This is a genomic window from Pseudomonas sp. Sample_16, assembly GCF_004307665.1.
Lineage (GTDB): Bacteria > Pseudomonadota > Gammaproteobacteria > Pseudomonadales > Pseudomonadaceae > Aquipseudomonas.
In genome coordinates this window covers 1-19,886 of sequence record NZ_RCOB01000161.1, presented here as the reverse complement: position 1 = coordinate 19,886, position 19,886 = coordinate 1, and the positions used below count along the sequence as shown (strand labels likewise).

18 protein-coding genes are annotated in these 19,886 nt (G+C 59.7%); 6 read left to right on the top strand and 12 right to left on the bottom strand.

What is annotated here, in order from left to right; all coding sequences use genetic code 11:
- Positions 1-6: 6 nt before the first annotated feature.
- The 6 genes from D8U69_RS20985 to D8U69_RS20960 all read right to left on the bottom strand — a co-directional run bounded on the left by D8U69_RS20985 (position 7) and on the right by D8U69_RS20960 (position 7,420).
- The gene (locus D8U69_RS20985; RefSeq protein WP_056854227.1) at positions 7-1,035 is read right to left on the bottom strand and encodes a DUF5924 family protein; all 1,029 of its coding nucleotides are present in this window, start codon (positions 1,033-1,035) and stop codon (positions 7-9) included.
- Between the two features lie 75 nt (positions 1,036-1,110).
- On the bottom strand, positions 1,111-2,487 hold the full coding sequence (locus D8U69_RS20980) for an insulinase family protein (RefSeq protein ID WP_130908052.1): 1,377 nt from the start codon (positions 2,485-2,487) through the stop codon (positions 1,111-1,113).
- Positions 2,488-2,543: 56 nt separating this feature from the next.
- The gene (locus D8U69_RS20975; protein ID WP_056854229.1) at positions 2,544-4,202 is read right to left on the bottom strand and encodes a Na/Pi cotransporter family protein; all 1,659 of its coding nucleotides are present in this window, start codon (positions 4,200-4,202) and stop codon (positions 2,544-2,546) included.
- Between the two features lie 354 nt (positions 4,203-4,556).
- Positions 4,557-5,324 carry a TerC family protein gene (locus tag D8U69_RS20970; RefSeq protein ID WP_056854230.1) on the bottom strand — a complete coding sequence of 256 codons (768 nt, stop codon included), beginning with the start codon at positions 5,322-5,324 and terminating at the stop codon, positions 4,557-4,559.
- A gap of 84 nt (positions 5,325-5,408) precedes the next feature.
- Complete coding sequence (locus tag D8U69_RS20965; protein ID WP_056854231.1) at positions 5,409-6,716, bottom strand: CitMHS family transporter; 1,308 nt, start codon at positions 6,714-6,716, stop codon at positions 5,409-5,411.
- Between the two features lie 377 nt (positions 6,717-7,093).
- Positions 7,094-7,420, bottom strand: coding sequence for a DOPA 4,5-dioxygenase family protein (locus D8U69_RS20960; RefSeq protein WP_130908051.1), 327 nt, complete (start codon positions 7,418-7,420; stop codon positions 7,094-7,096).
- 86 nt (positions 7,421-7,506) lie between these two features.
- On the opposite strand from D8U69_RS20960, the gene D8U69_RS20955 reads away from it, so the two are divergent.
- Entirely contained in the window at positions 7,507-8,169 is a 663-nt protein-coding gene (locus tag D8U69_RS20955; protein WP_056854233.1) for an NAD(P)H-binding protein, read from the top strand.
- On the opposite strand, the gene D8U69_RS20950 is transcribed toward D8U69_RS20955, so the two are convergent.
- The gene (locus D8U69_RS20950; RefSeq protein ID WP_056854234.1) at positions 8,166-9,116 is read right to left on the bottom strand and encodes a LysR family transcriptional regulator; all 951 of its coding nucleotides are present in this window, start codon (positions 9,114-9,116) and stop codon (positions 8,166-8,168) included. The genes D8U69_RS20955 and D8U69_RS20950 overlap by 4 nt on opposite strands.
- A gap of 114 nt (positions 9,117-9,230) precedes the next feature.
- Here D8U69_RS20950 and betC point away from each other — a divergent pair, with 114 nt between their 5' ends.
- The 3 genes from betC to D8U69_RS20935 all read left to right on the top strand — a co-directional run bounded on the left by betC (position 9,231) and on the right by D8U69_RS20935 (position 13,526).
- The gene (gene betC / locus D8U69_RS20945) at positions 9,231-10,745 is read left to right on the top strand and encodes a choline-sulfatase (RefSeq protein WP_130908050.1); all 1,515 of its coding nucleotides are present in this window, start codon (positions 9,231-9,233) and stop codon (positions 10,743-10,745) included.
- A gap of 16 nt (positions 10,746-10,761) precedes the next feature.
- Positions 10,762-11,679, top strand: coding sequence for a choline ABC transporter substrate-binding protein (gene choX / locus D8U69_RS20940; RefSeq protein WP_056854236.1), 918 nt, complete (start codon positions 10,762-10,764; stop codon positions 11,677-11,679).
- A 278-nt stretch (positions 11,680-11,957) separates the two neighbouring features.
- Entirely contained in the window at positions 11,958-13,526 is a 1,569-nt protein-coding gene (locus tag D8U69_RS20935; protein WP_130908049.1) for a SulP family inorganic anion transporter, read from the top strand.
- A 127-nt stretch (positions 13,527-13,653) separates the two neighbouring features.
- Here D8U69_RS20935 and aroE read toward each other — a convergent pair whose 3' ends face one another.
- Positions 13,654-14,475: a shikimate dehydrogenase gene (gene aroE, locus D8U69_RS20930; RefSeq protein WP_130908048.1), complete on the bottom strand. Its 822-nt coding sequence runs from the start codon at positions 14,473-14,475 to the stop codon at positions 13,654-13,656.
- A gap of 13 nt (positions 14,476-14,488) precedes the next feature.
- On the bottom strand, positions 14,489-15,403 hold the full coding sequence (hemF, locus tag D8U69_RS20925) for an oxygen-dependent coproporphyrinogen oxidase (RefSeq protein WP_130908047.1): 915 nt from the start codon (positions 15,401-15,403) through the stop codon (positions 14,489-14,491).
- Positions 15,404-15,579: 176 nt separating this feature from the next.
- Between hemF and D8U69_RS20920 the strand changes: the two genes are divergently transcribed.
- Positions 15,580-16,557 carry an NADPH:quinone reductase gene (locus tag D8U69_RS20920; RefSeq protein ID WP_130908046.1) on the top strand — a complete coding sequence of 326 codons (978 nt, stop codon included), beginning with the start codon at positions 15,580-15,582 and terminating at the stop codon, positions 16,555-16,557.
- Between the two features lie 130 nt (positions 16,558-16,687).
- Here D8U69_RS20920 and D8U69_RS20915 read toward each other — a convergent pair whose 3' ends face one another.
- The 3 genes from D8U69_RS20915 to D8U69_RS20905 all read right to left on the bottom strand — a co-directional run bounded on the left by D8U69_RS20915 (position 16,688) and on the right by D8U69_RS20905 (position 19,513).
- Entirely contained in the window at positions 16,688-17,245 is a 558-nt protein-coding gene (locus D8U69_RS20915; RefSeq protein ID WP_056854241.1) for an L-threonylcarbamoyladenylate synthase, read from the bottom strand.
- Positions 17,246-17,299: 54 nt separating this feature from the next.
- Positions 17,300-18,406, bottom strand: coding sequence for a DNA-processing protein DprA (gene dprA / locus D8U69_RS20910; protein WP_130908045.1), 1,107 nt, complete (start codon positions 18,404-18,406; stop codon positions 17,300-17,302).
- 81 nt (positions 18,407-18,487) lie between these two features.
- Positions 18,488-19,513, bottom strand: a complete 1,026-nt coding sequence (locus tag D8U69_RS20905) for a LysM domain-containing protein (RefSeq protein WP_056854243.1) — start codon at positions 19,511-19,513, stop codon at positions 18,488-18,490.
- A gap of 185 nt (positions 19,514-19,698) precedes the next feature.
- On the opposite strand from D8U69_RS20905, the gene D8U69_RS20900 reads away from it, so the two are divergent.
- Positions 19,699-19,886: peptide deformylase (locus D8U69_RS20900; RefSeq protein ID WP_177434589.1), on the top strand; the 188-nt coding region annotated here is incomplete at its 3' end.

Sequence of the window (19,886 nt, the reverse complement as noted above, 5' to 3'; positions counted from 1 at the left end):
ACGGCCTCACTTTTCTTTGGCCGGTGTGCTGTCCTTCACTTTGAAGCGCAATACGCCGATCAGCTGGCCGTCTTCGGTAAGTACCCGGACCTGCCATTTGCCTGCCGGATTGCCGGGGAAGTTCTGTTTGTGAGTCCAGGCCCGATAGCCTTCTTTGCGCCCACCGTGGATGTCCAGCGGAATGCGGTCGACCTCTTTGCCGTTGAACTGCCACACATGATAAATCCGCTCGTCCAGGCCACGCGGCGCGTTGATCGCGGTGTAGGCATACAGGCCACCGCCGCGAATCTGCTCGGCACTGACTTCTTCGAGGCTGGCGCCTGGCGTGCGATCCTGCATTTGCGTGCTGATGGCCACGTCGGTCATCCACAAGGTCGCTGGCGGCACCCATGAGCGCAACACCCAACCGACACCGCCGATCCCGATGGTGATGCTCAGGATCGCCAGCGCATTGCGCACGGTGCGAATCGGAAAAATCGACGCCAGGCTCGGGAACGACAGCAATACGGCAATACCCAGCGCCCATTTGAAACTTTGCGAGGTGGTCAGGTGCATGATCACCGGCAACGCGGTGAGGAGGGCGGCGAACAATGTCAGCGTATGCAGCGCGAGGAACGCCCAGCGCCGCGGCGCCAGCCATTTGTAGTAAAGCGGGTCGACGATGGAGATCAGTGCGGCGATGCCCAGCAACCCGGTGAAGAACAACTGGCCGCTGTTCCAGGTGGTGGTGATGAAAAAGAACGGCAGAACGAAAAAAAGGCTTTCCTGATGGATCATCTGCGTCGCGTAACGCAGCAACGGCTGAGGAATTTCCCGCTTGAAGATCCGCGTGAACAGCTTGGTCAGGCTGTTTTCCAGCATCAGCCAGATCCAGCTGATCAGCATGATGGTGGTGATCCAGCTGGCCAAGCCCTGCTGACGGTCGACCAGAATGAAGCTGCCGACCCCGGAAACAAAACCACCGAGCGCAATGACCCCGGGGTAGCGCTTCATCAGCTCGAGGATGCGCTGTACAAAAAGGGTCAGAGTCGACATTCGGCGATTCACATTAGTCGTAGGAAAAATCTCAAACAGGTTACCGCCGGCACGACGACGTGGCGAGGGTAAGCGCTATTTTCTGCGATGCAGGCGCCAGGCTGCCAGGCTCAACACCAGCAAACCCAATACCCCGGCCATTACCCACAACACTTGGTCATCACTGAGCAACGGCTTTTCGATCCGCACGTAACCCGGTTGCAGGAGCAGCTCGCGCATCGCCTTGTTCGCTTCAGCCAGTGATACCGCTTGCAGTTCCTTGGCGGGGTTGGCGAAACGGCCGTCCTGATAGTCTCCCAACGCGCTCCAATAGTAATCGGCCAGCGCGCTGTTGCCTTGCACGGCCCAGGATTGACGGGCGATAGCGGCTTGCTTGAGACGGTTGAAGGTCTCAGCGTTGAGGCCGTCCTTGAGTAATTGCGCCTTCAATTCATCCAGCACCGTCAGAGCCTCGGCTACGTCGTCACGCTCAAGGTCGGCGTTGAGGCTCATGAAACCAACCCCGCCGAATACCTCACGCTCGGCCCATGGGCCGTATGACAAGCTGTGCGCCAGCCGCAGTTGGCGATACAGCGCCCAGTCCAGATAGTCCTTGAGCAGGTCGAAGGTTTCGTCATGCTGATCCTCCAGCACAGGTTCCGGTACCAGCCAATGCAGCTTGGCCCCGCCCCCGACGAAGCCGCGTGTCAGCACGCGCTCGTGGGCCGCGCTGGCCTGGATTTGCGGCAGCGGCGGATGATTGCCCGGCTCGATCGGTACCAACGTGCCGTAGGTGCGCTCCAGATAGGCCGGCAGCAAGCGATCCAGGTCGCCGACCACGATCAGCGTCATGTTGTTGGGCGCGTACCAATCCTTGCGGACTTTCTCCAACTGCTCGCGGGTCAACTGATCGACTTCGGCGCGCTCGGAGCATTTCAGGCCCAATTCCACGGCCAGTTGCTTGCTGGCGGTGTGACCCAGGTCCTGGCGATCCAGCCAGCGTTGCAAATGCGAGTAGTGACCGCCGTCTTCGCGCTCGACCACTTGTTTGGCCGCGTTGATGGCGTTGTCGTCGAAGTGAGTCTGGGTCAGCAATGCCAGCAGCAGGTCGAGGACTTTGCGCTGATTCTTCGCCGGGGCTTCGATCACGAAGGTGGTGTCGGCGTTGCTGGTGAACGCATTCCACTCACCGCCCAGCGCTTGCATGCGCTCTTCAAGCCCGCCTTCGCCGCTGGCGTCGATGCCGCTGAACAGCAGATGCTCGAGCAGATGTGGCAACTCTTTGTCAGCGCAGCCGAAATCATCAATGCCGACGCCGACTACCAGCCGGATTGCCACATGCCCGCGTTCGGCACCGGGTTTGAGCAGAATTTGCAGACCGTTGCGCAGGGTATAACCCTCGACCTGGAAGCGATCCAGGGCAAACGACGGGAATGAGCCGAGCAACAAACAGGCGAACAACAGGCAACGCATAACGAGCTTCCATACGGCTAGCGTGAGTTCAACAGACTTCAGGCCACTGTGGACGTTCAGGGAGAATGCGTGATGTCAGTCATATCGTCGACAACCAGCGCTCCGGTGTCGGACGTTTCCAGCACTACGTAGGCGCTGCTGCAAAACAACGAATTCAGACGTTTCATGTCGGCGATCAACTCCAGGTGCAACGAACTGGTCTCGAGACTTTGCACGATCTTGCGTTGCAAACGGCTGACATGGGCATGGGCCATGCGCCGCTCCTGTGCGCGAAAGCGACGTTTCTCACGGACCAATTGGCGAGCGCTTTCCGGGTCGGCGCTGAGGAACACCGACAAGCCCAGGCGCAAATTGGCAATCAATTGGCTGTGCAACCCCGCCAACTCCTCCAGGCCCACCTCGGAAAACGACCGGCGTTGCGAGGTTTTCTGCTGCTGCACCTTGCGCAGCATGCGCTCGATCAGGTCACTGGCGAGCTTCAGGTTTATCGCCAATTCAATGATTTCTGCCCAGCGTCGGCTGTCCTGGTCACTAAGGTCTTCGCGAGGCATTTGCGCCAGATAGAGCTTGATCGCGCTGTACAGCGATTCCACGTCTTCCGCCAAGCGACGCACTTCCTGAGTCACCGCGGTTTGCTTGCCGTGCAACACATCGAGCATGGCTTCGAGCATGTTGTCGATCAGGTCGCCCATGCGCAGGGTTTCCCGCGCCGCATTGGCCAACGCCAGGCTCGGGGTAGCCAAGGCCGTCGGGTCGAGATGCCGTGGTTTGGCGGTGCCGTTGGCTTGCGGACGCTCCGGCAACACCCAGGCACAGAACCTCGCCATTGGCCCGACACTGGGCAACAGGATCAGGCAGCGCGCCGTGTTGTAGAGCAGGTGGAAGCCGATGACCATTTCCTGAGGGCTGAAGTCGAGGCTGTCGAGCCAATGCACCACGGGGTCGAGCACCGGAATGATCAGCACCAGGCCGATCAGTTTGTACAGCAGGCTGCCCAATGCCACCTGGCGCCCGGCGGCGTTCTGCATGCTGGTGCTGAGGAACGCCAGAATGCCGCTGCCGATGTTGGCACCGATCACCAGGCCGATGGCCACCGGCAGACTGATCACGTTCGCGCCGGCCAGGGTCGCGGTCAGCAGCACCGCCGCGAGGCTTGAATAGGAAATCATCGCGAACAGCGCACCCACCAGGGCGTCGAGCAGAATGTCGCCGGTCAGCGAGGCGAAGATTACCTTCACCCCTTGGGCATGAGTGATCGGCGTGGCCGCTTCGACGATCAGCTGCAACGCCAGGATGATCAAGCCCAAGCCGATCGCGACACGGCCCATCTGGCCCAGGCGGGTCTGTTTGCGCGAGAGAAAGAAAATCACCCCGAGGAAAATCAGCAGCGGCGACAGCCATGACAGGTCAAGAGTCAACACCCGCGCCATCAACGCCGTACCGACATCCGCGCCAAGCATGGTGGCCAGCGCCGGCGTCAGCGCCATCAAGCCCTGGCCGACAAATGAAGTGACCAGCATCGCGGTGGCGTTGCTGCTCTGCACCATCGCGGTGACGACGATTCCGGAAATGAACGCCAGCCAGCGTCTGGACATGTTCTGTCCGATGACATGGCGCAAGTTGGAGCCAAACACCCGCAGAATGCCGGTTCGGACGATGTGCGTGCCCCAGATCAACAAGGCCACGGCGGAGAGTAGATTGAGCAGGGTGAGCATACAGACCCCCTGTGGTGTAGCGCTCCAAAGGGAGCAAGTTGACGGTGCCGCGCGACGATCTACTTCTTCTGTACTTAAGCTGTAGTTGGCTAACGGTCTGGACGCCAGCATCGCATAGCTAAAGACGTGATTGAAACAAAACTGTCATGAAAACAGCTCCGTGCGGAAAATGAAAAAGGGACCCGAAGGTCCCCTTGTTCACAGCGTGACTGTGGCGAAGGAGCTTGCTCCCGCTGGGTCGCGTAGCGGCCCCAATACCGGCAAGTCCGATACGTTTACGCCTGCTGCGCAGTCGAGCGGGAGCAAGCTCCCTCGCCACAAAAGCTCTTATCCCACAGAGCTTTGCCCTCCGGGTTACTGTCCCGGAATGTCCTTGCGCAGTTTCACCGGATCCTGCTGCTTGCGCTTTCTCGCCATCGCGGTGCGCATCTTGATGTTGATCGCTTCCACCGCCAGCGAGAACGCCATGGCAAAGTAGACGTAGCCTTTTGGCACGTGCACATCCAGGGATTCGGCAATCAGAACGGTACCGACTACCAACAGGAACGACAGCGCCAGCATTTTCAGGGATGGGTGCTTGTCGATGAACGTGCTGATGGTGCCCGAGGCCAGCATCATCACCAGAACCGCGACAACGATCGCCGCCACCATGACCGGTACATGGGACACCATGCCGACCGCGGTGATCACCGAGTCCAGCGAGAACACGATGTCGATGATCGCGATCTGGATGATGGTGTAGAGGAAGTTGCCACCCTTGCCCGAAGGTTCTTCGTTGCTTTCGTCTTCACCTTCCAGTGCGTGGTACATCTCTTGCGAGCTCTTCCACAGCAGGAACAGGCCACCAAAGAACAGGATCAGGTCACGTCCGGAAATGCCCTGGCCGAATACTTCGAACAAGTCGGCGGTGAGGCGCATGACCCAGGTGATCGACAGCAGCAACAGAATCCGCGTGATCATGGCCAGCGCCAGGCCGAAAATCCGCGTGCGCTGTTGCATGTGCTTGGGCATGCGGCTGACCAGGATCGAAATCATGATGATGTTATCGATGCCCAGGACGATTTCCAGAGCAGTCAGGGTGAAGAAGGCAACCCAGATTTCAGGGTTGGTCAGCCATTCCATGTGTATTCCTTTGAGCGATTGTTAAACCAAAACGGGCCCGGGCTTCAAAAACGAAGCCTGGACCCGGTGTGGTGAGTCTTGGGCTTATAGAGTGCTGAACAGCGGAAAAATCCCCATCAGCAATGCAGCAACCAGTATGCACATACACACCAGCACTGCCCACTTGAGGGTGAAGCGCTGGTGATCACCAAAATCGATCCCGGCCAGGGCCACCAACAAATAAGTCGATGGTACCAGCGGGCTCAACAAGTGGACGGGCTGACCGACGATCGAGGCACGTGCCATTTCCACCGCGGTTATACCGTAATGGCTGGCGGCTTCGGCAAGTACCGGTAACACGCCGTAATAAAATGCATCGTTCGACATGAAGAACGTGAACGGCATGCTCACCAGCGCCGTTATGACTGCCAGGTACGGGCCGAGGAAATCCGGAATCACCGACAGCAGGCTTTTCGACATCGCATCGACCATACCGGTGCCCGACAGGATACCGGTGAAGATACCGGCAGCAAAGATCAGCCCGACCACCGCCAGCACACTGCCAGCATGGGCAGCCACGCGATCCTTCTGTTGTTGCAGGCATGGGTAGTTAACGATCATCGCGATACTGAAGGCCACCATGAACAATACCGGCAACGGCAACAGGCCAGCGATCAGGGTGCACATTAAGCCCAGGGTCAGGGCACCGTTGAACCAGATCAGCTTCGGACGACGGGCATCGGGGAATTGCGAGACGCTGATTTCGCTGTGATCGATCTCATCGCCCACCAGGTGCAACTCACCCAGACGCGCACGTTCACGCTTGCCGTAGAAGTAAGCAATCGCCAGGATCGCCACCACACCGGCTGCCATCGCCGGAATCATCGGCACGAAGATCGCCGACGGGTCCACGTGCAGCGCACTCGCGGCACGGGCGGTCGGGCCGCCCCATGGGGTCATGTTCATCACGCCACCGGCGAGGATGATCAGACCGGCCATGATCCGCGGGCTCATGCCGATGCGGCTGTAGAGCGGCAACATGGCGGCCACGCAGATCATGTAGGTGGTCGCGCCGTCACCATCGAGGGAAACGACCAGCGCCAGTACAGCGGTGCCGACTGAAACTTTCAGCGGATCGCCCTTGACCATTTTCAGGATCTTGCGCACGGCCGGGTCGAACAGGCCGGAGTCGATCATCAGGGCGAAGTACAGAATCGCGAACATCAACATCACGCCGGTCGGCGCAAGCTTGGTGATGCCTTCGAGCATCATCGGGCCGATTTTCGGGCCGAAACCGCCAAACAAGGCGAAGACGATTGGAATGATGATCAGGGCAATCAGCGCAGACAGGCGCTTGGTCATGATCAGGAACATGAACGTGATGACCATGGCGAAGCCAAGGAAAGTCAGCATGGGAATACTCCAGGCGTAGCGCGGCTAGGGAATGGGCGAACCGGGTGGGTCAGCGCAGAACGGGAAGCACGAGACGTACGGGCGGAGTGGCGGCGAAGCGGCGGGTTTCAAAGGACATCAGGGTCACCATTGTTGTTGTTAAATGGGCTGTGCGAGCGATAAAACGCTGGCATTGGCCGACCGGTCTGTTGCCGGTAGTGGGGCGATCCTAATCGGGGAAGCTTTCAGCCAGCTTTCGGCAATGAAAGCAGTGACCGGATGTGTAACCGGTCGTCGGACGGGGCCAGGACCAAATGGCGGCCTTCGCGAGCCCCCGGCAGAACAGCACTCTGCGCAAGCACTTGCGAGGTGAAGGCGAAGGCGAAGAAACGCTCTGATCAAAAAACAGACAGATTGAGCGGACGAATGGCCCCCATCCAGATCGCATGCTCGCTGTGGTCAAGCAGATCGTCGCCGGTGTCCGGGTGCAGGAACACCACCAAGCCCTTGCGGTTGAGCGCCAGCCACGGCAGCACTTCGCCGATCAGCTCCGGCCCGAACGCCAGTTGGCAACTCCAGTCCGGATGCGGGCCGACCGGGCGTTCGTGCACGCGACCCATTTTCAGCGGGAACAATTGCGCAGCTTGCTCGCACAAGGCCCGCGCCTGATCGATGGAACTGGCATCGAAATACACGTGGGCGTGATAGCCCTTGATCCGTTGCATGGGTAATCCCTCTAAAACCCGGTAGAACCCTCACCGTTTCCCGCAGGTCGTACGCCATATAAGCGGGAAAACAAGGGAGTTCAGCCATGAAGAATGCCGAGACCCCGGTGGTGAAAGTGGTGCTTTATGGTGCCATGAGTAGCCTGGGCAGTGCGCTGATGGCTGAAATGCTGCGGCGCCAACACGAAGTCATCGCCATTCTCGACGACCTGACGGCGCTGGCGCCGCGTCCGGGATTGCGCACCAAGACCGGCGATCTTTTCGCAGCTCAACGGGTGAAACAAAGTGTGGCAGGCAGCTCGGCGGTCATTTGCTTGTTAGATGCACCTGGCCTGCCGTTCAACAGTGAGCATGTGGAAAAATCCATCGTGCCGGGTCCGGTCGAGCAAGTGCTGGCAGTGGATGCATTGATCGAGGGCATGCAGGCGGCGGGCATTGCCCGTTTGTTCGTGGTGGGGGATTTCGAAGTTCTCGATGATCCCGAATTAGAAGACGACCTGGAACGACATGCCGCCGAAGAGATCCGTGAAGCACTGCAAAGCAGCACGTTGCATTGGACTTTGGTGAACGCGCCACGGGGAGTGGCCGGCCTGACCATCGAACATTTCAGCCAGACTGGCGGCAACCTTGAACCGGGCCTGGCCGAACCGCTCGCACGCCTGGCACGCACTGCCACGGGGATTGCCGATGAGCTGCAGCTGAATTTGCACATTGGTGAGCACGTCAATTTCATCGCCGCAGACAGCTAGACCGCTATGGAGGGCAGCGCCATCCCGTTCAGCGATTGCGCGCTACTGGCCTGTTCTTCCATCAACCAGTCGACGAACTGTTGAATCAACGCACCACGCCGTTTGCGTTGCGGCAGAACCACGTAATAGCCCAAGCGTGAAATCACTGTTTGCGCAATCGGGCGACACAACAAGCCTTGCGTCAGCAAGTTATCCACAAGGTGTCGCCAGCCAATGGCGACGCCCTGACCACCAATCGCGGCTTGTATCAACAGGGTGTAGTTGTCGAAGCGCAACTGGCCGGGGGCCGGGGGCGAAGTGATGCCCAATTCTCGAAACACTCCGCTCCAGTCAAACCAGTTACTGCTGTTCTCGCCGCGCAGGTGCAACAGTGGGAACTCCAACAAACACTGGGCAGGCAAGGGCAGGGCACGCTCATTCAGAAGCTGAGGGCTGCACACGGGGAATACTTCTTCGCTGAACAACCAATGGCTTTCACCCTGCTTGAAGCGGCCATCGCCGAATAACACCGCCACATCGATATCCGTACGCAGCATGTTGTGGCTGCGCTCGCTGGTGACCAGGCTGACATCCACGTGCGGATTGGCCGCGTGAAAACGGTGCAGGCGCGGCATCAGCCAGTAGGCAGCAAAAGCGAAATCGGTCGCCACTTGCAACACTTCGTGTTGCTGCTGTGCGCTGATCGCACTCAAACCAGCATCGATATTCTGCAATCCAAGCTGAACTTGCTCGAAAAGGATCATTCCGGCCTCGGTCAGTTCGATACCGCGGTAAATGCGGTCGAACAGACGTGTGGCCAACTGTTCTTCCAGCCGCTTGATTTGCTGGCTGATGGCGGGTTGGGTAGTGCCCAGTTCATTGGCGGCAGCCGTGAAGCTGCGTTGACGGGCCGCGGCTTCGAACGCGCGAAGTAAATCCAGAGACAGGTCACCAAGAGCGTCATACATAAGCTGTGCTTATCCTAGTCATTGCTGCGCGTGGGCTTTACCGCAAAGTGCATGGGTTACATCCTCGATCCCAGCACTCTCGCATAAACATCCACTATGGAATGCCGCGATCACATGAAGCGCAAGAACATTCTTTTCATCATGGCCGATCAAATGGCCGCGCCAATGTTGCCGTTCTACGGCCCATCGCCCATCAAGTTGCCGAATTTGAGCCGCCTCGCCGCACAAGGCGTGGTGTTCGACGCCGCCTACTGCAACAGCCCGTTGTGCGCACCGTCGCGTTTTACCCTGGTCAGCGGCCAATTGCCGAGCAAGATCGGCGCCTACGACAACGCGGCGGATTTTCCGGCCGATGTACCGACCTATGCCCACTACCTGCGTCGACTTGGCTATCGCACCGCACTGTCAGGCAAGATGCACTTCTGCGGTCCGGATCAACTGCACGGTTACGAAGAACGTCTGACCAGCGATATCTATCCGGCCGACTACGGCTGGGCAGTGAATTGGGACGAGCCGGACGTGCGTCCGACCTGGTATCACAACATGTCGTCGGTACTGCAGGCGGGGCCGTGCGTGCGCACCAATCAACTGGATTTCGACGAAGAGGTGGTTTTCAAGGCCCAGCAATACCTGTTCGATCACATTCGCGAGGATGGCGACCAGCCGTTCTGCCTGACTGTTTCAATGACCCACCCACACGATCCGTACACCATTCCCAAAGCTTTCTGGGATCTGTACGACGATGCCGACATTCCTTTGCCAATAACACCGGACCAGCACGAACTCGACCCGCACGCCCGGCGTTTGCTCAAGGTTTACGACCTGTGGGATAAACCCTTGCCTGTGGATAAGATCCGCGATGCACGCCGTGCCTATTTCGGTGCTTGCAGCTATATCGACAGTAACGTCGGCAAACTCCTGCAAACACTCGAAGATACCGGCCTGATCGACGATACCATCATTGTCTTCTCCGGCGACCATGGCGACATGCTCGGCGAGCGCGGGCTCTGGTACAAAATGCACTGGTATGAAATGGCCGCTCGCGTGCCCCTGTTGATAAGTGCTCCCGGGCAATTCGGCGCGAGCCGTGTCAGTGCCTCGGTCTCGACCGCCGACTTGCTGCCGACCTTCGTCGAACTGGCGGGCGGCTCGCTGGAGCCAGGCCTGCCGCTCGATGGCCGCTCGTTGGTCCCACATCTGCAAGGGCAGGGCGGTCACGACGAAGTGTTCGGCGAATACATGGCAGAAGGCACCATCAGCCCGCTGATGATGATTCGCCGCGGTGCTTACAAATTCATCTACAGCGAAGACGACCCTTGCCTACTCTTCGACGTACACAATGATCCGCGCGAACTGGAAGAACTGAGCCAGTCGCCGCAGCATCGCCAGCTGTTTGACGACTTTCTCGCCGAAGCGCGGGCCAAATGGGATATTCCGGCGATCCATCAACAGGTGCTCGCAAGCCAACGGCGCCGGCGTTTCGTCGCCGATGCCCTGACCATCGGCAAGCTGAAGAGCTGGGATCACCAGCCACTGGTAGACGCCAGTCAGCAGTACATGCGTAACCATATCGACCTCGACGATCTGGAGCGTAAAGCACGTTATCCACAACCCTGCCAAAACCAATAATGTTAAGGGGAAGTCCATGCAAAGGTTATCCACAGTACTGACGGTCGGGCTCCTGGCTCTGGGCAGTGCATCGGCGTTCGCCGATCAATGCGAGACGGTGAAAATGGCCGACCCGGGCTGGAGCGACATCGCCGCGACCAACGCCATCACCGGGTTTCTCCTGGACGGCATGGGTTACAAGGCCAAAGTCGACACCCTCGCGGTGCCGATTACCTTCGGCGGGCTCAAGGACGGCCAGGTCGATGTGTTTCTGGGTAACTGGATGCCGGCGCAGCAGGGCTTCTACGACAAATTCGTCGCCACGGGCGATGTCACGCAGTTAGCGAAGAATCTCGATGGCACCGAGTTCACCCTCGCCGTTCCGGACTACGTCTGGGACGCGGGTGTGCATAACTTTGCCGACCTGAACAAACACGCCGACAAGTTTGATCGCAAAATCTACGGCATCGGTTCCGGTGCACCGGCAAACATCTCGCTGCAAGAGATCATCAAGAAAAACGATTTCGACATGGGCCAGTGGAAATTGGTCGAGTCCAGCGAGCAAGCGATGTTGGCCGAAGTATCGCGCGCAGTGAAGAAACAGAAGTTCGTGACCTTCCTCGGCTGGACGCCGCACCCGATGAACGTGCAGCTGAAAATGCATTACCTGAAGGGCGGCGAGAAGTATTTCGGCGACACCGGCAGCGTCCACACCCTGACCCGCAAAGGTTATGCACAGGCCTGCCCTAACGTTGGGAAATTGCTGACCAACCTGACGTTCACTCAGGACATGGAAAACAGCATCATGGCCGAGGTGGTGAACAAGAAGATCAGCAATGCCGACGCCGCCAAAGCGTGGATCAAGGCCAACCCGGCGGTGCTGGATAAATGGCTGGATGGCGTGAAAACCGTGGACGGCAAGGATGCATTGCCGGCAGTCAAAGCCAAGTTGTAGAGATCCTCTGTTGATGATCGTTCCCACGCTCCGCGTGGGAATGCAGCCCGGGACGCTCTGCGTCCCTTTCGAGAGCTGGAACGCGGAGCGTCCCTTGAGGCGTTCCCACGCGGAGCGTGGGAACGATCATCCTCTGTGGCGAGGGAGCTTGCTCCCGCTGGGCTGCGCAGCGGCCCTGAAACCTGCGGGCGCTTCGCACCCGAGCGCGAGCAAGCTCCCTCGCCACAAATGATTGTGCGTCCTGCTACCCTTGCGCAAACCCCCGACCGAGAGGCCCCATGGCCCTGCCAAGCCGCCATTCACTTTTTCCCTTCCTCACCTGGCTGCCCCGGCAAACCCGAGCCAGCGTCGGCCGCGACCTGATCGTCGGCCTCAGCGGTGCGATTCTTGCGTTGCCGCAATCCATTGCCTACGCACTGATCGCGGGTCTGCCACCGGAATACGGGCTGTACGCGGCTATTATCCCGGTGTTGATCGCTTGTCTTTGGGGTTCGTCGTGGCATTTGATCTGCGGTCCTACGGCCGCGATCTCGATTGTCTTGTATGCCAGCGTCAGTCCTCTGGCCGTGCCGGCGACACAGGACTACGTCACGGTGATCCTGTTGCTGACTTTCCTGGCGGGGGTTTTCCAGTGGCTGCTGGGATTGCTGCGCTTTGGCGCGCTGGTAAATTTCGTCTCCCATTCGGTGGTGCTCGGCTTTACCCTCGGTGCGGCGGTAGTGATTGCCGTGGGTCAACTACCCAATCTGTTGGGGTTGGACTTGCCAAGTCAGGCCACCGCCCTGGACAGTTTCATCACTTTATTGCGCCATCTCGGCGAAGTGGACAAGGCCTCGCTGGCGTTGGGTCTGGCGACGGTGGTGGTGGGGGTGGTCCTCAAGCTGTGGCTGCCACGTTGGCCAACGCTGTTGATCACACTGGTGCTGGGCGCATTGCTGGTCTGGCTGTGGCCAACCATGTTTGGTCATGTGCAACTGGTCAGCGCGTTCACCGGTAAGTTACCGCCCTTCAGTCCGTTGCCACTGGATCTCGATTTGATCCTGCGCCTGCTGCCCAGCGCCGTGGCCGTTGGCATGCTCGGGCTGGTGACCAGCCTGTCGATTGCCCGCTCGATCTCTGCACGTTCGCAGCAACTACTCGACGCTAACCAGGAAGTTCGCGCCCAAGGCCTGTCAAATATTGTCGGTGCGTTTTTTTCCGGATCGCTGTCAGCCGGCTCGTTCACCCGTTCCGGGCTGAGTTACGAAGCCGGGGCCTGCTCGCCGTTGGCGGGGATTTTTTCGGCGTTGTGGGTGGCGCTGTTTGCGATTTTTGGCGCAGGTCTGATTGCGCACATCCCGATCCCGGCCATGGCCGGTAGTATTCTGTTGATTGCCTGGGGCCTGGTGGACCATCGCGGCATTCGCGCATTGCTGCGGGTCAGTCGCGCCGAGTTCGTGGTCATGGCCCTGACCTGTGTCGCCACGCTGCTGCTGGAGTTGCAGACAGCAATTTACGCTGGCGTGCTGGCGTCACTGTTTTTTTACCTCAAGCGAACGTCGCAACCGCGGGTACAACATGTACGCGACGGCGATGAAGACATTCTGCGGGTCGGCGGCTCGATCTTCTTCGGCGCCAGCCATTACCTGCAGGTGCGCCTGCAACGCATGCACGGTGCGCGCGTGGTGATCGAGGCGCAGCAGATCAATTTCATCGACTATTCAGGGGTGGAAATGCTGCATCAGGAAGCCCGGCGCTTGCTGCGCCAGGATCGCAGCCTGACCTTGCGCCAGGCGCGGCCGCAGGTGGTGGAAGAGTTGAGGAAGCTTGAGGGACCGGAGAAATGCCCGATCCGATTTGAAGATTGAACAAATTCTTGGCTAAAACACCAATCCCTGTGGCGAGGGAGCTTGCTCCCGCTCGGGAGCGAAGCGCCCGCAGATTTTAAGGGTCGCTACGCAATCCAGCGGGAGCAAGCTCCCTCGCCACAAAGAATTACAGCGCCAGTTGTCGGCGCAACTCGGCCAGCACCGGCGCAGTATCCGGACGTACACCGCGCCACAGGTAGAACGCTTCTGCCGCTTGCTCGGCCAACATCCCCAACCCGTCCATCGATACCGCTGCGCCGTGTTCGCTGGCCCAACGGCAGAATGAAGTCGGCTCCTTGCCGTACATCATGTCGTAGCACACGGTTTTGCCTGGTTCGATCAGGCTGCTGGCGATCGGCGGAACGTCCCCTGTCAGGCTGGCAGAGGTGGCATTGATGATCAGGTCCACAGATTCCTGCAACCAGTCGTAACCGCTCGCCGAGACCGGCCCCAAATCGCAGAACAGTTCCGCCAGCAGTTCGGCCTTGTCTACGGTGCGGTTGGCGATGATCACCGACGCCGGCTGCTCGGCGAGCAAGGGCTCCAGAGCACCGCGCACAGCACCACCGGCACCGAGTAACAGGATGCGTTTGCCCTTGAGGCTGAACCCGGCGTTGACGGTCAGGTCCCGCACCAGGCCGGCGCCATCGGTGTTGTCACCCAGCAGACTGCCATCGGCCATTTTGCTCAAGGTATTCACCGCGCCGGCCCGCTGCGCTCGCGCAGTCAGGCTATCGGCAAGGCGAAAGGCTTCTTCCTTGAACGGGACCGTCACATTCGCCCCCCGGCCTTCGAGGAAAAAAGCCCGCGCGCAGCCGGAAAAATCGTCTAAAGGCGCCAGCAATGTGCTGTAGTCGAGGCGCTGCGCGGTCTGCTCGGCGAACAGACGATGGATCAATGGTGACTTGCTATGGCCAATCGGGTTACCGAATACAACATAACGGTCCATCTACATTCCTCGTTCAGGCCTTGGCCAACCAATCGCGATCCTGCAAGAAATAATCGGTCAGGCGCGCTTCTTCGCTGCCCGGTTCGGCTTTCCAGTCGTAACCCCAACGCACTTGCGGCGGCAGGGACATCAGGATCGACTCCGTGCGACCGCCCGATTGCAGGCCGAACAGCGTGCCGCGGTCATAGACCAGGTTGAACTCGACGTAACGGCCACGACGGTATTCCTGGAACTCCCGTTGTTTCACGCTGAACGTGTCGTTTTTGCGACGCTGCACGATCGGCAGGTAGGCATCGATGTATGCATCGCCGATAGCTCGCATGAACGCGAAGCTGGTGTCGAAGTCCCACTCGTTCAAGTCATCGAAAAACAGACCGCCAATGCCCCGTGGTTCGTGGCGATGCTTGATGTGGAAGTAGCTGTCGCACCAGGCCTTGTAACGCGGGTAGACGTCCGCACCGAACGGCGCGCAAGCCTGCTCGGCCACGCGGTGCCAGTGCACGCAGTCTTCTTCATTGCCGTAGTAGGGCGTCAGGTCGAAACCGCCGCCGAACCACCAGACCGGCTCCTCTCCTTCTTTTTCAGCGATGAAAAAGCGCACGTTGGCGTGGGAAGTCGGCACATGCGGGTTGTGCGGGTGGATCACCAGCGACACGCCGAGCGCTTCGAAGCCACGGCCGGCCAGTTCCGGACGATGGGCGCTGGCGGACGGTGGCAGGCCACTGCCAAAGACATGGGAAAAGTTGACGCCGCCCTTTTCAATGACCGTGCCGTTTTCGATCACCCGCGTACGTCCACCACCGCCGGCAGGCCGGGTCCAGGCGTCTTCGACGAAGTGCGTGCCACCGTCTTCGGCTTCCAGGGCAGCACAAATACGGTCTTGCAGGTCGAGCAGATAGGCTTTTACGGCCTCGGTGCGGGTAGTCATGGCATCACCTTGGATCGGGCAAAGCTACGCGGCGCTCCATCGGACCGGGGCCTGCGCAAATGGGCGCGTAGCATAACACCGCCGAAGTGCTCGTCGCAGTTGACGAAGATCAAGCTTAGGAGTCCGATAGGACGCTTCGCATTTACACAATCAGCATCGATCTCAGGAGAGAGCAGATGGCAAAGCGTATTCAGTTCCGTGCCCATGGCGGCCCCGAAGTGCTTGAGTATGTGGATTACCAACCCGCCGGGCCCGGCCCCAAAGAGGTCCGTGTGACCAACAAGGCCATCGGCCTGAACTTCATCGATACCTATTACCGCAGCGGTCTCTACCCACCGCCGTCTCTGCCATCGGGGCTCGGTTCCGAAGGCGCGGGCGTGGTCGAGGCGGTCGGCAGTGACGTCACGCGGTTCAAGGTCGGCGATCGTGTCGCTTACGGCAGCGGCCCATTGGGGGCCTACAGTGACGTTCACGTCTTGCCCGAGGCCAATCTGGTTCACCTGCCGGACGCCATCAGCTTCGAGCAGGCGGCAGGTGTGATGCTCAAAGGCCTGACCGTGCAATATCTGCTGCGCCAGACCTACGAACTCAAGGGTGGCGAAACCATCCTGTTCCACGCGGCAGCGGGTGGTGTCGGCTCGTTGGCTTGCCAATGGGCCAAGGCCTTGGGCGTCAAGCTGATCGGCACCGTGAGCTCGGCGGAGAAAGCCGCGCTGGCCAAGGCCAACGGCGCCTGGGCGACCATCGATTACAGCCATGAAAACGTCGCACAACGGGTACTGGAATTGACCGACGGCAAAAAAGTCCCGGTGGTGTACGACGGCGTGGGCAAGGACACTTGGCTGACATCTCTGGACAGCGTCGCGCCTCGGGGCCTGGTGGTGAGTTTCGGCAACGCATCCGGCGCAGTGGACGGAGTCAACCTGGGGATTCTGGCGGCGAAAGGTTCGCTGTACGTAACCCGGCCGACGCTGGGCACCTACGCCAACAACGCCGAAAACCTACAGCGCATGGCCGATGAACTGTTCGAGATGATCATCAGTGGCAAGTTGAAGGTGGATATCAGTCAGACGTATTCACTGGCGGATGCGGCGAAAGCGCAGACTGAATTATCGGCACGGCGTACCACGGGATCGGTGGTTCTGTTGCCTTAAGATTTTCAGCGTCTGCCAAGGCCTCATCGCTGGCAAGCCAGCTCCCACACGTACAGGGTCGGTCACAAATCATGTGAACGACCAGAATCCCGTGGGAGCTGGCTTGCCAGCGATGGGGGGCGCCTCGGTCTCAGCCTGGGCGAACAACGTGCCCCGTCGCCAGATCGCGAATCACGCTCGGGTTCTTGCGCCCACCCAGCAACCCGCCGAGCACCAGGTCAACCTGCCCGCGGAAATACTGCTCGACGCGAAGCCGCGTACGAGCTGCCGGCCGGCCTTGCGGGTTGGCAGAGGTCGACACCAACGGCCCGACCAACGCACACAAATCCCGTACCAGCGGGTGATCACTCACGCGCAGCGCCACGGTTTCATGCACGCCGGTGATCCATGGCGGCAACAGGTTCTGATGCGGCACCAGCCAGGTGTTCGGCCCCGGCCAGGTGCTGGCCATGCGGTCCATCCACAGTTCAGGGAAGTCTTCGAACAGGAAATCGAACTGACGGATGTTGTCGGCCACCAGGATCAGGCCTTTATCCACTGCCCGGCCCTTGATCAGCAACAAACGCTCGACGGCCTCTTCGTCCCACGGGTCGCAACCCAGGCCCCAGACTGCTTCGGTTGGGTAGGCAATCACCGCCCCTGCGCGAACTGCTCGTGCGGCTTGCTGCACACGCCAACTGTTGACCATGAAAAACTCTCCAGAATAAGGCTCTGCGCAGTTTACCGATCTTGTTTATAAAACCTAGCTCACCCGCGCAAACCAGTGCCCGTTTTCGCACACCGCGCTGCCGCCCATCTCCAGTTCCGTCAACGCCGCCAACACGTTGGGCAGCGCCCAGCCGCTGGCGAGGGCCAGCGCTTCACTGGTGTGAGGGGCCGCATGCAGCAGCTTCAACAGCGGATGACTCGTCGCCACCTCGCAGGTTTCCGGGAACAACGGCTGTTGCTGCCAACCTCGCAAGGCTTCGAGAATATGTTCAATGGTCTCCACCAGCACCGCGCCGTCGCGGATCAACTGGTGGCAACCCCGCGCGCCGGGGTGATGGATCGACCCGGGAATCGCGTAAACCTCACGCCCTTGTTCGGCCGCCAGCCGTGCGGTGATCAACGAACCGCTGGCCACGCTGGCCTCGACCACCAGCACACCGAGGGACAAACCGCTGATGATGCGGTTACGTCGCGGGAAGTTGCTGGCGCTGGGGCCGGCATCCAGCGGAAACTCCGAAAGCACCGCGCTGCCCGAGGCCATCATGGCGTCCGCCAGCCGCCGATTGCGCTGTGGATAAAACTTTTCAAGACCCGTGCCAAGTACACCGACCGTTTGCCCGCCGACATCCAAAGCAGCCTGATGCGCGGCGGCATCGATACCCAGCGCCAACCCGCTGGTGATGACGAAACCGGCACTGGCCAGGCTGCGGGAAAACGCTGCCGCGGTATCCATGCCCGGCCGAGACGCGCGCCGACTGCCGACCATCGCCAGCTGCGGTTTTTCCAGAATGCCAGGATCGCCCGCGACGAATAACAAGGGCGGAGCATCACTGATTTGCGCCAGCAGCGCCGGGTAGTCAACCTGGTCCCACATCAGTAAATGCTGGCCCTGACGCTCCAGCCAGGCCAATGCGTGGCTTGCTCCATCGCGGATTTCAGGACATCGCCTGGCCTCGGCACACGCCAATGGCAAACCCAGCGCGCGCCAGGCACTGGCCGGTGCACTGATCGCTTTCGATGCCGAACCGAACGCCTCGAGCAACTTTTTGAACCGCATCGGCCCGAGTTCCGGCAAACGGTGCAGACGCAAACGAGCTTCCAGCTCCGCAGGGGAAACCGGTGTAACAGTAGGCCATGACATGGATCATCCTTGATCGTTATGAGCACCCGTACAAACGGGAATAAGCTGTGGATAACTCTGTTGGTAACTTGTGAAGCACGCTTATGGATTTCGCACCTTGTCCATCACCGCCAGCGAACGCGATGCGTTGAGCACCAGCCCGTAGCTGAGCTTGTCGTAGGTGCGGAAAACCATCAGCAGACCGGCGCGTTCGTCGGGAATTTTCACGGGCTGGCCGCTGATTCGGTCACGCACGGTTTCCCCGGTCTTCATCACCACCAATACATTGCCTTCGGCCAGACCATCGCGTTGACCCTTGTTCAGCGTGACCACATCCAACGCACCGATCTGCGTCACGCCGCGCGGCACATCAATGATCAAGCCTTCGATCTTGCTGCTCGGGGCGCTGGGCATGAAGGTCGAGTTGATGGAGCGCTCCTCGCCACTGAACAGGCGGTCGCCAAGGCGTACCTCCTGAGTTGTGCGTTGCAGCGCCAGCGTAGCGATGTCACCTTCGGTGGCGACGATTTCGCCACCGCCAATGTCATCGGCGTTGATCCCCAAAAACTCCTGGGTTTGTGGATCGGTATAGACCTTGCCCTGGCGGAAGATGCCGTAGACCGGTTGCGCCAGGTCGAACTGACCGCGGGCGAAGATTCTGTCGCCCATGCCGCTGAGCACGCGTTCGGCATCACCGGCCACGATGTACGGCGCCTTGTCGAAATCCTCGACCTTGTCGACGATGCGGTTGCTCAGTAGAAAACTGTTGATCGATTTCAGCGGGATGCTCGGAATCGCATCGGCTACCGGGCTGGTGCGTACCCGCGGCGAAAGCTTGATGGTGCCCCGCGACTCGCCCCGGCTGAGGGTCAGGCGCGGCTGGCCATTGACGTAGACCAGCGACAGCGAATCGCCGGGGTAGATCAGATTGGGGTTTTCGATCTGCGGATTGGCTTGCCACAACTGCGGCCACTGCCATGGCTCACGGAGATACTTTGCGGAAATGTCCCAGAGTGTGTCCCCCGTCACCACGGTGTATCGCTGCGGAAAACCTTCCCGAAGTTGCACTTGCCCGTGCGCGAAACCGGCCGAAGCCAGAAGGAGCAGGGCGAGTAGTGATTTCCTCATGCGGTGAATCCCTTTATTATGTGCGTTCGCGTGAAACGCCAGAGCCGTCAGTGGCTCGCTCCCGGCCGGCTTGTCAAAACTTGCTTGTCGACAGAAGGGAGCTACGTTTTACAACGGTAGCCTGCATCTTCGGACCTGCCAGGCCATCGACCCGACTTTACTTCACACGTGCAGTAATCAAGCTTATGGCCATTTTAGACATCCTCGAATTTCCCGACTCGCGCCTGCGCACTATCGCCAAACCTGTGGCCGTAGTGGACGACGAAGTGCGTCAGTTGGTCGACGACATGTTTGAAACAATGTATGAAGCGCCAGGCATCGGCCTCGCCGCGACCCAGGTCAACGTGCACAAACGTATCGTCGTGATGGACCT

Excerpts from the sequence above, each read along its gene's own strand:
- D8U69_RS20985 (WP_056854227.1), bottom strand. The coding sequence starts at position 1,035 with ATGTCGACTCTGACCCTTTTTGTACAGCGCATCCTCGAGCTGATGAAG.
- D8U69_RS20980 (WP_130908052.1), bottom strand. The coding sequence starts at position 2,487 with ATGCGTTGCCTGTTGTTCGCCTGTTTGTTGCTCGGCTCATTCCCGTCG.
- D8U69_RS20975 (WP_056854229.1), bottom strand. The coding sequence starts at position 4,202 with ATGCTCACCCTGCTCAATCTACTCTCCGCCGTGGCCTTGTTGATCTGG.
- D8U69_RS20970 (WP_056854230.1), bottom strand. The coding sequence starts at position 5,324 with ATGGAATGGCTGACCAACCCTGAAATCTGGGTTGCCTTCTTCACCCTG.
- D8U69_RS20965 (WP_056854231.1), bottom strand. The coding sequence starts at position 6,716 with ATGCTGACTTTCCTTGGCTTCGCCATGGTCATCACGTTCATGTTCCTG.
- D8U69_RS20960 (WP_130908051.1), bottom strand. The coding sequence starts at position 7,420 with ATGCAACGGATCAAGGGCTATCACGCCCACGTGTATTTCGATGCCAGT.
- D8U69_RS20955 (WP_056854233.1), top strand. The coding sequence starts at position 7,507 with ATGAAGAATGCCGAGACCCCGGTGGTGAAAGTGGTGCTTTATGGTGCC.
- D8U69_RS20950 (WP_056854234.1), bottom strand. The coding sequence starts at position 9,116 with ATGTATGACGCTCTTGGTGACCTGTCTCTGGATTTACTTCGCGCGTTC.
- betC (WP_130908050.1), top strand. The coding sequence starts at position 9,231 with ATGAAGCGCAAGAACATTCTTTTCATCATGGCCGATCAAATGGCCGCG.
- choX (WP_056854236.1), top strand. The coding sequence starts at position 10,762 with ATGCAAAGGTTATCCACAGTACTGACGGTCGGGCTCCTGGCTCTGGGC.
- D8U69_RS20935 (WP_130908049.1), top strand. The coding sequence starts at position 11,958 with ATGGCCCTGCCAAGCCGCCATTCACTTTTTCCCTTCCTCACCTGGCTG.
- aroE (WP_130908048.1), bottom strand. The coding sequence starts at position 14,475 with ATGGACCGTTATGTTGTATTCGGTAACCCGATTGGCCATAGCAAGTCA.
- hemF (WP_130908047.1), bottom strand. The coding sequence starts at position 15,403 with ATGACTACCCGCACCGAGGCCGTAAAAGCCTATCTGCTCGACCTGCAA.
- D8U69_RS20920 (WP_130908046.1), top strand. The coding sequence starts at position 15,580 with ATGGCAAAGCGTATTCAGTTCCGTGCCCATGGCGGCCCCGAAGTGCTT.
- D8U69_RS20915 (WP_056854241.1), bottom strand. The coding sequence starts at position 17,245 with ATGGTCAACAGTTGGCGTGTGCAGCAAGCCGCACGAGCAGTTCGCGCA.
- dprA (WP_130908045.1), bottom strand. The coding sequence starts at position 18,406 with ATGTCATGGCCTACTGTTACACCGGTTTCCCCTGCGGAGCTGGAAGCT.
- D8U69_RS20905 (WP_056854243.1), bottom strand. The coding sequence starts at position 19,513 with ATGAGGAAATCACTACTCGCCCTGCTCCTTCTGGCTTCGGCCGGTTTC.